The organism is Roseovarius sp., assembly GCF_965228755.1.
Classification (GTDB): Bacteria; Pseudomonadota; Alphaproteobacteria; order Rhodobacterales; family Rhodobacteraceae; genus Roseovarius.
Genome location: NZ_CBDDIG010000002.1, coordinates 159,036 through 172,500 on the forward strand (window position 1 = coordinate 159,036; position 13,465 = coordinate 172,500).

9 protein-coding genes, 1 tRNA gene and 2 rRNA genes (1 of these 12 running past the window's edge) are annotated in these 13,465 nt (G+C 61.7%); 3 read left to right on the forward strand and 9 right to left on the reverse strand.

Going from position 1 to position 13,465, the window contains the following annotated elements; translation table 11 throughout:
• Window positions 1-6: 6 nt before the first annotated feature.
• On the forward strand, window positions 7-1,461 hold the full coding sequence (locus tag ACO07J_RS00990; RefSeq protein WP_422025445.1) for a hypothetical protein: 1,455 nt from the start codon (window positions 7-9) through the stop codon (window positions 1,459-1,461).
• Window positions 1,462-1,537: 76 nt separating this feature from the next.
• Here ACO07J_RS00990 and ACO07J_RS00995 read toward each other — a convergent pair whose 3' ends face one another.
• The 3 genes from ACO07J_RS00995 to ACO07J_RS01005 form a co-directional block, all read right to left on the reverse strand.
• Window positions 1,538-2,524 (reverse strand): SUMF1/EgtB/PvdO family nonheme iron enzyme, encoded by a 987-nt coding sequence (locus ACO07J_RS00995; RefSeq protein ID WP_422025447.1) that lies wholly within the window; start codon window positions 2,522-2,524, stop codon window positions 1,538-1,540.
• A 16-nt stretch (window positions 2,525-2,540) separates the two neighbouring features.
• The gene (locus tag ACO07J_RS01000; RefSeq protein ID WP_422025448.1) at window positions 2,541-4,232 is read right to left on the reverse strand and encodes a hypothetical protein; all 1,692 of its coding nucleotides are present in this window, start codon (window positions 4,230-4,232) and stop codon (window positions 2,541-2,543) included.
• A 267-nt stretch (window positions 4,233-4,499) separates the two neighbouring features.
• Complete coding sequence (locus tag ACO07J_RS01005; RefSeq protein WP_422025450.1) at window positions 4,500-5,729, reverse strand: MFS transporter; 1,230 nt, start codon at window positions 5,727-5,729, stop codon at window positions 4,500-4,502.
• Between the two features lie 123 nt (window positions 5,730-5,852).
• On the opposite strand from ACO07J_RS01005, the gene ACO07J_RS01010 reads away from it, so the two are divergent.
• Window positions 5,853-6,455, forward strand: coding sequence for a TetR/AcrR family transcriptional regulator (locus ACO07J_RS01010; RefSeq protein WP_422025452.1), 603 nt, complete (start codon window positions 5,853-5,855; stop codon window positions 6,453-6,455).
• A 115-nt stretch (window positions 6,456-6,570) separates the two neighbouring features.
• Complete coding sequence (locus tag ACO07J_RS01015) at window positions 6,571-8,022, forward strand: PLP-dependent aminotransferase family protein (RefSeq protein WP_422025635.1); 1,452 nt, start codon at window positions 6,571-6,573, stop codon at window positions 8,020-8,022.
• A gap of 92 nt (window positions 8,023-8,114) precedes the next feature.
• Here the strand turns inward: ACO07J_RS01015 and ACO07J_RS01020 are convergent, their stop codons facing one another.
• The 6 genes from ACO07J_RS01020 to ACO07J_RS01045 all read right to left on the reverse strand — a co-directional run.
• Entirely contained in the window at window positions 8,115-8,747 is a 633-nt protein-coding gene (locus ACO07J_RS01020) for a LysE family translocator (RefSeq protein WP_422025454.1), read from the reverse strand.
• Window positions 8,748-8,950: 203 nt separating this feature from the next.
• The gene (locus ACO07J_RS01025) at window positions 8,951-9,439 is read right to left on the reverse strand and encodes a DUF1772 domain-containing protein (protein ID WP_422025456.1); all 489 of its coding nucleotides are present in this window, start codon (window positions 9,437-9,439) and stop codon (window positions 8,951-8,953) included.
• Window positions 9,436-9,861, reverse strand: coding sequence for a hypothetical protein (locus ACO07J_RS01030; RefSeq protein WP_422025458.1), 426 nt, complete (start codon window positions 9,859-9,861; stop codon window positions 9,436-9,438). Before ACO07J_RS01030 ends, ACO07J_RS01025 begins: the two co-directional genes overlap by 4 nt.
• Before the next feature lie 134 nt (window positions 9,862-9,995).
• A tRNA-Met gene (locus ACO07J_RS01035) sits at window positions 9,996-10,072 on the reverse strand.
• 79 nt (window positions 10,073-10,151) lie between these two features.
• Window positions 10,152-10,266: ribosomal RNA gene (gene rrf, locus ACO07J_RS01040) — 5S ribosomal RNA — on the reverse strand.
• Window positions 10,267-10,346: 80 nt separating this feature from the next.
• Window positions 10,347-13,465 (reverse strand): 23S ribosomal RNA (locus ACO07J_RS01045) (it continues 319 nt past the right edge of the window).

The following is a 13,465-nucleotide window of genomic DNA, read 5'->3' on the forward strand; positions in this document are numbered from 1 at the left end:
CAGTGCATGACCACCGAATCTGCAAACGAGCTGGAACAAGTGATGCCGCGCGATTTGCCCCGTCGTGCTGCGCCGAAAGGTGCGGCGATCGTCGGGGTCTATCTGCTGGGCATGACCGCCATCGCGGCAAGCGCCTACGCGCTGCGCGATCAGGGATTCAGCGCACCCGACATCGTGACCGAAATCACCGATAGCCTTCCCCTGCCCGATGACCTGGCAGGTCAGGAACCATCGCCGCATCTCGGCCTTCTCTCCCGCCCGGCGGGCAACTCCGACGCGCCGAAGCTGGCCTCGCTCAGCGCGCCCGACACGCGCCTGACCGACGATCTTTTCTCGCCGCTGTCGCGCATCTTCGCGGGCAAGCCCTCGGTCCTCCCGCCCGAACGCCCCGCCTTCGGACAGGATCCGTCGCTGGAAATCCTCCCCGACGGCACCGAAATCGCCGAACCGCTCGAGCTCGACGCGCTCACACCGGACGCACCCGGCATCGTCACCGCCTCCCTGCGCCCGCGCCTGCGGCCGCAGACGCTCGAGACCGGGCCGGCCGACACCGCCTCCGACCTGCGGCTGGCCAGCCTGTCGCCCGCCGCGATGAAGGCGCTTCTGGCCCCGGAAACCCCGGCCGAGCCCCTCGCGACCCCGCGCATTGCCAACAGCTCCGGCAAATGCCCCAACCAGCTGTCGCGCGACATTCCCCGCCGCCCGGGCAGCGCCCGCGGCGCCCAGGCCGTGCTTGCCAGCGTCGCCAATGTCGACGGCGTCAAGCGGGACCAGACCGTGCTGCGCGAAATCCTCGGCGGCAACATGCCCGGCTTCATCCGCAACCTCGCCCCGGTCAACATCAGCGGGCGCGCGGCGGATGGCAGCAATGTCAGCATCACGCTCTGCGTGACCCCCGACTACCTCGCCCTCGGCAGCGACCGCGACTACGTGCGCGTTCCGCTCGGCCTGCGCGCCGCCACCCGCATCGGCGAGCAGTTCAACATGATCCTGCCCACCCCGCGCATGGTCGACCAGATCTACCGCCAGGCCGACCTGCGCCTCTCGCCCCGCCCGATGACACCGGGGCCACAGATGACCTCGACCAACTATTTCATGCGCCACAACGCCACTGTCGAGGCCCAGCGCCAGTCGGCCGGCGCCGCGCCCGGTACGCTGATTTCCGGCCACAAGAAAGACGTGGTACTGACGACGCGCCTGGCGTCCAACCGGGGCCGCGTGGCGATCTATGGCTGGCACCGCAGCAACGGCCAGCCGATCCAACCGCTCAGCACGGTGCACGGCGCGGGCTATGCCGATTACAGCCACGGCGTCCGGCTGGTCAGCCGCACGGCCTTCCTGAATGGCAAGTCGATCGACCTGCGCACGCTGATGGCCGACCCCCGCTATGCCGGCCTGCTCAGCAGCGAAGGGCCGATCTCGGGGCCGAACCTGCGGATGGCGGCGCTCGCCTCCAACTGAGGCGAAAACGCTGGTCTGACACGGAAAAGGCGCCCACATGGGCGCCTTTACTTTTCGTTAACCGGTTAACGAAACCTTACTTAACATCCTTGAAGCAGCGGAAGCCCAGGTGGTAATTCCGGTGGCTGTTCGACGCCATTACCCGCCCGCCATGCCAATAAGGCGCGCGCCAGCGGCTCCAGTGGGTATGCGCCCGCACCGTGTCCCAGATGAACCAGCTCCCCTTCATCTCGGTCACGCCCAGCTTGCGGCTGCCCCGGCTCGACATCTCGTCGGGCGACAACGGCAGGTTCATGTGCTCGGCCGCATTGCCGTCGATATCGTAGACCCCCAGCGGGCTCTTGCAGGCCGGGAAGCTGCCCGCCGGATAGGTGTTCGACCCGCAGCCGGTGAAGCTCCCGCCATTGCAGCCGCCATTCTTGAAACTGCCGGTGGCGCAGACCCCGGCCTTCCACTGCGGCCCGATGGAATACCGCGCCGACGCCTGGTACTTCGCGTTATGCGCCGCCCGCGCCGCCTGCACACTCCGCCCGAAGAAGTAATCCGGCGGCGTCAGCGCCCCGTGCGAGGCGCCTTCCCATTCATGCGCATCGCCGATCCGCTTGCCCTCGGCCCAGCACAGCTCGGCCGCCTCGTTCGCCTGCACCCATGTCACCGGGTACATCCCCGGCACGTTCGGATACTCGAACATGTCGGCGCACACCTTCGCATCCCCCGGGCTCTCCGACGCCGGATCGTACAGCGGCGCCATGTAAGGCTCGCCACAGATCCGCTCGAACGCGGCATTGCGGTAATAGCTCTTCGGGTCCTGCCCCAGTTTCGCCGCCAGCTGCTGCGGCGTCAGCGGGTGGCGCGTCACCGCCGGGTTGCCCTGCCCCATGTAGCGCGACCCGGCAAAGATCGACCGGATCCGCTGCATCTCCGCCCCGCTCAGGCCCCGCGCGGCCTGCATCTCGCGGAACATCCTCTCGTTGTTTTCCTGAAGCGTCTGCGCCTGTCCGGGCAGCGACCCGATCACCACCAGAAGCCCCGCCGCCAGAACGGCCCTCGAACGTTTCAGCATGCTCTTTCCCCGATTTCTACTTTCTGAGCAGGTAAACAAAGTCACGGTTGTCGGAGAACCCGACGAAACGGGCGATCGGATGCCCGTCATTGCCCTGCGCATCCACCGCCGACATCCCGTTCACAAGGTGATGCGGCACCACGCGCCCCTCCTCGTTGGTATAGAGCGCCATGTAGGTATGCTCCTGCGAGTTCATGTCGAGCAGCATGGCATGGTCACAGCCATAGGCCTGGAACGTCCGTGCCTGCGCCGAGGGCGTGGCCGAAGAGAAATAGGCGTAGATCAGGAACTTGCGGCCATTGACCTCCTTCATGCAGGCCCCACCGCGCAGCGTCCGCAGATCGGCCTCGGCCGAGCCGGACCAGTTGCCGCCAAGCCAGCTTGTCACCTGGTCGCCCGGCACGCCGTTCTCGATCAGCGGCACACCGTTCTGGCGCGCGAACCGCACCCGCGGCAGCAGCTCGCGATCCGCCTCGGTCCAGGTCCGCATGTGGATCGAGCCGTCATCCAGCACGAAGATCGTCGACAGGCCCGGATGCAGCTTGCTGAAGATCACCCCGTTGGCCAGGAACCCGTAATGGTGGCCGTAATTGGTGACCGCCTTGTCCCCCGCGCGCCACGCCCCGTGGTCGCGCTTGAACCCGCCGGCGAATGTCGCCGCCACCCGGTCGGTCAGCGCCGGGCTCAGCATCCCGGTCCGCACCAGCGGGTCGGACCGGTTGAACCCGTCCGGCCCCGGCAATTGCCAGTTCTTGCCCGCCCCGCTCGGCCGCGGCGACCAGTCGAGGCGCGGGTGATCGGTGCCCACCTCGTAGCCCAGCTCGAACTGAGACAGGTCGAACGCCACCAGGTACACATCGGCGCGGTTCTCCACGCCATCCAGCCAATGCGTTTCGCCCTTCCGGTTCAGGATATCGGGGTGGATCATGCCGGGCTGCATCGCGCTGGCATAGATGCCCGGCGCGTCCTTCACGGCATACCAGCTGCCCGCCTGCATCCCGCCATCCGCGCCGTCCAGCTCGAACCCGAAATAGGCCCGGAACACCGGATGCTGCGACAGGTTGGCCTTGCCGAGCGAGGCCGCCACCTCGCCGGAATCGCCGCCCGCGACCACTTCGCCCGACACCATGTAGGCGTCTTCGTAGAACGAGCCCTTGATGATCCCGACGATGCTCTCGCCAAAGATCACGTTGTCGCGCAGGAACTCCGCCACCGCCTCGCGGTTGCTCCGCGAGCCGCGCACATGGTTGCGCACGAACACCCGGTCGCCGCAGATCGGCGCATAGGGCAATCCGGAATTGACCGCCTTGTCGAGCTCCGAATTCCGCCCCGTCCACGGCGCACAGCGCTCGACGATGCCGTTACTTTCGAAGATCAGCTCGGGCGTGTCCGTTGTCCGGAGCGACACGATGGTCTCCTCCGGGTCGGTCATTTCAAGGTGATAGGTGGTCGTCTTGGTATGCCGTGCGACCGTCGTGATATCGAGCAGGAACCACGTATTGAACGCCGGGTTGAGCGAGGTCAGGGTAAATTCCGTCCCATCCGCATCCTGCGTCGTGGCGGACCGCCGGAAAGGCTGAACCTCCCGGATCGACTTCGGCCTGTCGGCCTCGTACTCCGCCCATTGTTTCTCAAGCAGCGCCCCATCCGCGGATTCGAGGTCCGTCGCCTCCGCGTGCGGCGCCGATCCCAAAAATATGCCAGCCACCGCGGCACCGGCGACGGACGTCCATAAATTTCTGATTTTAAACACCGAATCATCCCTTGCAATTGCCTGTAATTACAGGCGTTTGCGTTTCCCCCGGAGGGTCCCCGAAATTGCAGGTGATGCCCCCCAAGCTCACCGAACGGCTTCATGCTATTGCGAGAGGGTTGTTTTCTCAAGATGTTGATAAGGGCCGCGGTAAATGTCGCGGCCGCTGTTGCTTGGCTGCGCCGTCCGGCACCCCCGTGCCGAACGGCCTGTTTCGTCGGCCTAAGCGGCCGGTTGCAAATCGGTCCCGGGCGCGGGGCAATCGCACCGGACCGACAGGCTGCGTTGTCCGATCGCCACCGTCAGCACCGCCGCGATTCCCGACACCACCGACACCCAGAAGCCGTTCTCCGGGCCGAAATTGTCGACCACCCACCCGGCGACGAACGCGCCGAACGCCATACCGATACCGATCCCGGTCATCACCCAGGTGACGCCCTCGGTCAGCATCGACGCCGGCACGCGACGTTCGACCAGGCCGAACGCCGTGATGAACGTGGGCGACACGGCGATCCCGCTGACAAAGACGGCAAAGGCGAGAATGGCCACCGAGCCGCTGGCAAACAGCAGGGGAACGGCCGTCGCCGCAAGCACACCGACAGCGATCAGAAGCTGGCGCTGCAACGGCATCTGCGGGTTGAGCGCACCAAGGACGAGGCCCAGCACGAACGAGCCCACCGCGTAGACCCCGATCACGAGGCTGGCGGCGTCCGGCTGTCCGAGTTTCTCGGTAATCGCCACCGCGCTGACCTCGGCCGTGGCAAAGATCGCCCCGACGAAAATGAGCGTCAGCGTCACGATCTGGACCGGGCGCAACCGGATGGCAGAGCCCTGCGCCCGATCCTCCCCCGTCCACTCGACCACCTTGGGCTCCGTGCGCCGTTGCATCAGGAAGGCGGCACTTCCGACCGAAAGTAGCAGCGTGTTGGCTAGAATACCCGCCTCCGGAAAGAACGACACCGACAGGCCGACCGACAGCGACGCGCCGGCGATGTAGATCAGTTCATCCGCCGCCGATTCGAAGGCGAAGGCGGTATTGAGTTCGGGCCGATCCCGGAAAATCGCGCTCCAGCGGGCGCGGACCATGGCCGACATGCTCGGCATGGCAGCGGCAAGAAAGGCCGAAGTGAACAGCGTCCATAGGGGCCAGCCGGAATGCGCCGCGGCCGCAAGGGCCAGGAATGCCGCGGCCGAAATGGCCGTTGCGGGACCAACGACCGCCAACTGACCGAAACGGTCAACCAGTCGTGATATCTGCGGCGAGACAAGCGCGTTCGTCAGCGCGAAAACCGCCGCCACGGCACCGGCCAGCCAATACTCGCCATGGGTCTGGGACAGCATCGCCACGATGCCGATAGGCGCCATGGCAAGCGGCAACCGCGCAAAGAACCCGGCCGCCGAGAAACCTTTCGTTCCGGGGACACGAAAGATGACCGCATAGGGATTAGGCATCTGTTAACTCCTTGATTCGTGCCGAGGCACATTTTACATACGTAGCGTATGCCAACGGAACTAATAACATACGCCGCGTATGTCAATACACATACGCCGCGTAGGTGAATCTGGGAGAAGGATTTGCGGAAACCGCGCAAGGAAATGATCGCCGAAACCCGGGCCAAGCTGACCGCCGCCGCGCGGCAGGCCTTTGGCACGGTCGGCTATGCCGATGCCTCGATGGACGATTTCACCGCCGCCGCCGGCCTGACACGCGGCGCGCTCTATCATCATTTCGGCGACAAGAAGGGCCTGTTCCAGGCCGTCGTCCGGCAGATCGACATGGAGATGACCGAGCGCCTCTCGGAAATCTCGACGCGCGCGCCGTCGCTCTGGCAGGCTGTCGTCGACAGCCAGATCGCCTATATCCAGATGGCGCTCGAGCCGGAGATCCAGCGCATCATGTTTCACGACGGCCCCGCCGTGCTGGGCGATATCTCACAGTGGCCGGATACGAATTGCTGTGTCATGGACCTGAAGAACAAGCTCGACGCCCTGAAGGCCGACGGGCTTCTTGTGGACGTTGATCCAGAGGCGGCCGCCCGCCTGATCAACGGCGCCAGTATTCATGCAGCGACCTGGATCGCCAGCTCCGACACGCCGGAAGAGACCTCCTCCAAGGCCGTCACCGTATTCCGCGCGATCCTGGACGGGCTGTATGCCGGCGACCCGGCCCGCTCGTAACCCACATCGCTCGACCACCTCGGCCGCAGCCGCATAGCATGATTTCGAACTGCGCGTTGCACTCGACCCTGCCTCGAATTACGGTACTTCAAAAGATCCATAGAATTTGAAGTTCATGGAGCCAATTCTGGACATTGCGATCGATCTGCCCGAACCGGGCTCGCGTGATCTCCTGCGTTCGCTGCACAGGCAATTGCGTGCGGCCATCATTGACGGACGGCTTCAGCCTGGCCTTCGTCTGCCCCCGACCAGATCCCTGGCGAAAGGCCTTGGCATCTCGCGCAATACCGCCATGGCCGCGTATGACATGCTGCTCAGCGAGGGATACGTCGAGGGCCGTAAGGGTGCGGGCACCTTCGTTGTCGACATCAGTCCGCGATTGGAGCGTCCAAGGGCGCCGCGACAGGCAGGACACAATGCCGACAAGCGACTTGCCCCCGCGTTTCGCGACTGGCGGCCTGTCGCCGAGACGTGCAGCGGCGAAAGCTACCGTTTCGATTTCGTTGCCGGGATGCCCGACGCCGAATTTCCATTCGACATCTGGCAACGGCTGTCCACACGGGCGACACGTGCCGTTGCCAGGATGGGAGTTTCTGAACACGATCCTGCGGGCGAACACTCTCTAAGACACGCTATCGCCAATCACGTGTCTTTCGTGCGCGCCGTGGCATGCGGGCCGGAGGACATAGTCGTGACAGCCGGCGCGCGGCAGGCCATCGACCTCATTGCCCGCATTCTGGTGACACCGGGGGAAACCGCGGTTGCGCTGGAAGATCCCGGCTACGGGCCGACGCGACGATCCTTCATCGGTGCGGGCGCCAAGATCCATTCCATCCCGGTGGACGACGAAGGCCTGATCGTCGAACGCATCCCGCCAGAAGTGCGCGTCATCTGCGTCACGCCCTCGCACCAGTTCCCCCTCGGCGTCGCCATGTCCGCCCGCAGGCGCGCCGAACTTCTCGATTTCGCCCACAGCTACGGCGCGCTCATCGTCGAGGACGATTACGACAGCGAATTTCGGCACAACAGCATGCCGCTTGATGCATTGCAGACGCTCGATCGCTCGGAGTCGGTTTTCTATGTCGGCACTTTCTCCAAGAGCATGTTTCCCGCCCTCAGAATGGGGTTTGTCGTCCTCCCGGAATGGGCGCGCTATGCCCTGACCCTGGCCAGGCATCTGAACGATTGGCACAGCCCCCTGATCCCACAGCTCGCGCTCGCGGACTTCATCTCAGAAGGTCACCTGGCACGTCACGTTCGCAAGATGCGACGCATGTATTCTGAAAGACGCACCATTCTTCTCGAGGCACTGGACGCGCATTTCGGCGATCGGCTTCGCCCGTTCGACGCCCATGCCGGCGTGCATCTCGCAGCAGAGCTCTTGGAACCCGAAAACGAACAGATCGTGGTGGCGAAGGCAGCGGCCGAAGGCATACGGATTGAAGATATTGCACGCTACGCCACACACGACACTGTCCAGAAAGGCTACGTCTTCGGTTTCGGCCTGATCGACGCCCCCAGGATCGAACCAGCCATCTCGCAAGTTGCGAAACTAAGGGGTCGGTGATCAGACGCGGTCGCGCTGGTCTGGCCGACCTGCCCCTTGGCCCATTGCGGCGTGATCGAAGGGAACTCGGAAAGCCCGGCAAGCACCGGCTCTCACAGGCGCGCCGTGGCCAGCTTCCAGCTCGCGAAACAGAAGAACGCCCCGAGCCCGCCCTGGATCCAGCGCCGCGCACGAAGATAAAGTTTTCCCACCGGCGGTGCGGAAAACAGCAGGGCATAAGTGATATGCCCGACAAAGGATATCCCGAGGCAGCCCGCCACGACCGCAGGCCCAACCCATGACGGGGCCCCTTCCCGAAGGGCAAGCGACATGATCGCGATCCAGGTCAACGCCGCCTTCGGATTGCTGATCTGGATGAGCAACCCCCTCACGTAAAGCTGTCCGGCCTTTTGATCAGTCGCCACCGCTTCAGGCAGGTCCGACCGGGCGCGCATGGCCGCACGAAAGGACTTGTAGGCAAGCCAGAGCAGGTACGCCGCCCCTGCAAACTTGATGACTGTGTGGGCGGACGCGTAGACTGCCAGCAGCGCGGTCAAGCCCAGCAACGTGGCCGTACCCCAGAAAAGCGTGCCGCTGACCATTCCCATGGCCAGCGTGATGCCGGCACGCCGTCCATGTTCCATCGAGGTGCCCATGACCGCCAGAACGTTCGGCCCGGGACTGAGAATCCCCAAGCCATAGGCGCTCCAGGCAAGCAATAATCCGGAAAGTGATGCTTCAAGCATTGGATGGTTCCTTGTACTGCGGGATTGGGCAGGTGCAATCTGCTGCCCTTCCACCAAGGATTGCCTCGGATATTGGTGCCACGGAAGGTCCGATTCAATCGGATATCAAGGTGCCAATTTACTAGCGACAGTCGACGCCCCATGGCCATGCGACAGCTCACCCTTCAGGGCAGCCGCGGCACTGGTCACATCTGCGTTTCCTCTCAGGACAAGGCGGAGCGTGTGTCGAGAAGCGCAAGGATGAAAAGCAACATCGCCACGACGGACGCTACGGTGCGAACGTGGTTCCACCATGTCCAGTCCTTCAGATACTGCTCCCAGACCACGTCATCTGCGCCCGCCCGCGCCAGTTCATTGTTCAGCGGCACATTGAAGACCACCGTGCAAACGAACATGCCCAGGACATAGACAACCCCACCAGCCAGCATGGCAGTTGCCCCCGGCGCGCCCCACCGGAACAGCCCGAGAAGCGCCACCATGGCGGCGGAAACGGTGGTGCCAAAGAACAGCGGCATGAACGCCGAACGCAGGATCGTTTCGTTGATGGAATTCATCGCAGCAGCGCCCTGCCCCTGTCCGAGCCTGCCGAGCGCGTTCATGATAAAGATCGAGAAAGCGAAGTAGAGCCCCGCGATCAATCCGCAACCGATCGCCGAGCCCCAAAGAAGGATCGAAATGGCAATCTGGGTCAATTTCCGGCCTCCCATATGCCAATTGCCGCGGTGCGTTCTGCATAGTCTGCGAAATCGAGCGGCTTTCGTCCCAGCGTATGTTCCACCCCACTCTTGACGTCCATGTTGCTGCCCTCGTCCGGTTCCTGCGCATCTGCTGACTGTATGAGAATGCCGGACAATCCTGGTATCGCTGCCAATGAAAGGAATTGCCGCCGCCGCATGTCCGACCTCGGATGCTGATCTTGATCGGAACCATGTCTGTCGTTTCGGTCGCGGAACAGGTCCAAAACCCGCGTTGTTGAGGGAGCCAAATTGTCGGGGTTGGCGCACTTGAAGTGTTCTGCAATCTCCGGGGACTTCTTTTGCCGCGTCCATCCCGTCGATAGACCATCACAGCACATCGCAAGGAACGTTCCGTCCGAACTGACATGGCCACCCAAGACGGGACCGGCTCCTCGAGCCGATGTGCCAGACGTTGCAAGCGGGGGAGGTCCCGTGGTCTCGCCGAAATTCGCGTACATACCATCCAAAACGAAAAACCCCGCCGGAAAGGCGGGGTCATCGCGGGAAGATTTGGTTGCGGGAGCAGGATTTGAACCTGCGACCTTCAGGTTATGAGCCTGACGAGCTACCAGACTGCTCCATCCCGCGCCATTGCGTTGAGCCGCCTCGAATTGTCTGGAATGTGAGGCGGCATCGTCAGAGAGATACCAATCAAGGGTCTTACTAGGTTTGGCGGCGACCTACTCTCCCACGTCTTGAGACGCAGTACCATCGGCGCTAAGGCACTTAACGGCCGGGTTCGGGATGGGACCGGGTGTTTTGCTCTTGCTATGACCACCAAACCAAGAAAAACCCTTGAATTCCAAGTCAGTACACTTCGGTGTATGCTTTTGGTCCAGCCAAAGTCTGGCTTTTACTGGATCAAATCAAGCCTATTGGACAATTAGTACCGGTCAACTGAACGCGTTGCCGCGCTTACATCTCCGGCCTATCGACGTGGTCGTCTACCACGGTCCTCAGGGATACCTTGTTTTGAGGGGGGCTTCCCGCTTAGATGCCTTCAGCGGTTATCCTGTCCGATCATAGCTACCCTGCACTGCTGCTGGCGCAACAACAGGTCCACCAGTGGATCGTTCACCCCGGTCCTCTCGTACTAGGGGCAACTCCTCTCAAGTATCCTACACCCACGGCAGATAGGGACCGAACTGTCTCACGACGTTCTAAACCCAGCTCACGTACCTCTTTAAACGGCGAACAGCCGTACCCTTGGGACCTGCTCCAGCCCCAGGATGAGATGAGCCGACATCGAGGTGCCAAACACTGCCGTCGATATGGACTCTTGGGCAGTATCAGCCTGTTATCCCCGGCGTACCTTTTATCCGTTGAGCGATGGCCCTTCCACTCGGGACCACCGGATCACTATGGCCGTCTTTCGACTCTGCTCGACTTGTCAGTCTCGCAGTCAGGCTGGCTTCTGCCATTACACTCAACGAGCGATTTCCGACCGCTCTGAGCCAACCTTCGCGCGCCTCCGTTACGCTTTAGGAGGCGACCGCCCCAGTCAAACTACCCGCCACGCAGGGTCCCGGATCCGGATAACGGACCGCGGTTAGACATCAAGAGTGCGAAGGTTGGTATCTCAAGGATGGCTCCACAGAGACTGGCGTCCCTGCTTCGAAGCCTACCAACTATCCTGCACATCCCAATCCTGATGCCAGTGCGAAGCTGTAGTAAAGGTGCACGGGGTCTTTCCGTCTAACCGCGGGAAGCCTGCATCTTGACAGGCAATTCAATTTCGCTGAGTCGATGTTGGAGACAGCGGGGAAGTCGTTACGCCATTCGTGCAGGTCGGAACTTACCCGACAAGGAATTTCGCTACCTTAGGACCGTTATAGTTACGGCCGCCGTTTACCTGGGCTTCAATTCAAGGCTCTCACCTCTCCTTTTAACCTTCAGGCACCGGGCAGGCGTCAGACCCTATACGTCGTCTTGCGACTTCGCAGAGCCCTGTGTTTTTAGTAAACAGTCGCCACCCCCTAGTTTGTGCCCCCGCCCCAAAGTTGCCTTCGAAGCGGGCCTCCTTCTCGCGAACTTACGGAGGCATTTTGCCGAGTTCCTTCAACATCGTTCTCTCAAGCGCCTTGGTATGCTCTACCAGTCCACCTGTGTTGGTTTAGGGTACGGTCTGATGGAGGGGCTATTTCCAGGAACTGCTAAGCGGCCCATCCAATCCGATAAGGATGAACAACCTTCGCAATCCGTCACCACCTCCCGGCCCAGGAATATTAACCTGGTTCCCATCGGCTACGCCTTTCGGCCTCGCCTTAGGGGCCGGCTTACCCTGCTCAGATTAGCTTTAAGCAGGAACCCTTGGACTTTCGGCGAGAGTGTCTCTCACACTCTTTGTCGCTACTCATGTCATCATTCTCACTAGTGATCTCTCCACCGGATGGCTCACGCCCCGGCTTCATCGAAAGCCTCTCTCCTCCAAGGCGGGCGAACCCGCTAAGGAGGAATGAGACTATGTCACACTACGCTCTGCTACCAGTGCATACGCACTCCTCGGCTTCGGCTCGTGGCTTGAGCCCCGTTACATCTTCGCCGCAGGACAACTTGTTTAGACCAGTGAGCTGTTACGCTATCTTTAAAGGATGGCTGCTTCTAAGCCAACCTCCTGGTTGTTTTGGTCGTCCCACCTGCTTTCCCACTTAGCCACGAATTGGGGGCCTTAGCCGGAGGTCAGGGTTGTTTCCCTCTCCACTACGGGCGTTAGCACCCGCAGTGTGTCTGCCATCTAGTACTCCTCGGTATTCGGAGTTTGGTTAGGATCAGTAAGCCTGTGGGGCCCCATTACCCATCCAGTGCTCTACCCCCGAGGGTATTCGGATGACGCTCTACCTAAATAGATTTCGCAGAGAACCAGCTATCTCCGAGTTTGATTGGCCTTTCACCCCTAGGCACAGCTCATCCCGTTCTTTTTCAACAGAAGTGGGTTCGGTCCTCCAGTAAGTGTTACCTTACCTTCAACCTGGCCATGCCTAGATCACTCGGTTTCGGGTCTGATCCATCCAACTCATCGCCCTATTAAGACTCGCTTTCGCTGCGCCTACACCTAACGGCTTAAGCTTGCTGGATAGACCAAGTCGATGACCCATTATACAAAAGGTACGCCGTCACAAGACTGGACACTAATAACAATCTCATTTGAGAGGGATCGACACCCGCAGCTGCACGGTCTCGAGACCGGGGTTGCGGCTGTTGATGCCCGCGTTCGACCGGTGATCGACGCTGAGGCCGACCCGCGTGCCGTTCCGGGCCTGGTAGCCGATCTCGATGCCCGACCGGAACTGTACCGGTCCGCCAAGATCGTGCCCGCCGCCGTTCTCGTAAAGGCCCGCCATCGAGTGAAACTGGATGAAGGTCCGTTCGTTGAACAGGTTCAGCGTGTAGGCGTGGCCCGCGCCGATCCAGAATTCACCGTCTGTGGAGGCCGAGAGGCCCCAGATGCTCTGGAAAGGGCCGAAGGCCCGCGCGGTGTCGCGCCGGAAGTATATTTCCTCGCCAGAGGCGTTTTCCTGGAAATATGTCTCGCCCAGTGCCAGTGAGTTGTAGGCAGGAACATCGTTCTTCGCCAGGCACCCCTCGTTGGGGCAGTGGTTAACGCTCATGTCAATGAGCCCCGCGATAAGTCCGACGACTGCCATGGTCCCGTCTGTCACAAATGCGATATCCGACACGATTGCCTCCAACATGAATCGTTTTCATGTTGATGAAGCAGATTGTCATTAGAGTCCAGTCAAGCTCCGACTGATTGTAGGCGTCCGGTTTCAGGTACTGTTTCACTCCCCTCGTCGGGGTGCTTTTCACCTTTCCCTCACGGTACTGGTTCGCTATCGGTCAGTAAGGAGTACTTAGCCTTCGAGGGTGGTCCCCCGATCTTCAGACAGGATTTCACGTGTCCCGCCCTACTTAATACGTACCTCAGAGCTTATTGTACGGGGCTGTCACCCGCTATGGCCATGCTTCCCAACATGTTCCAAT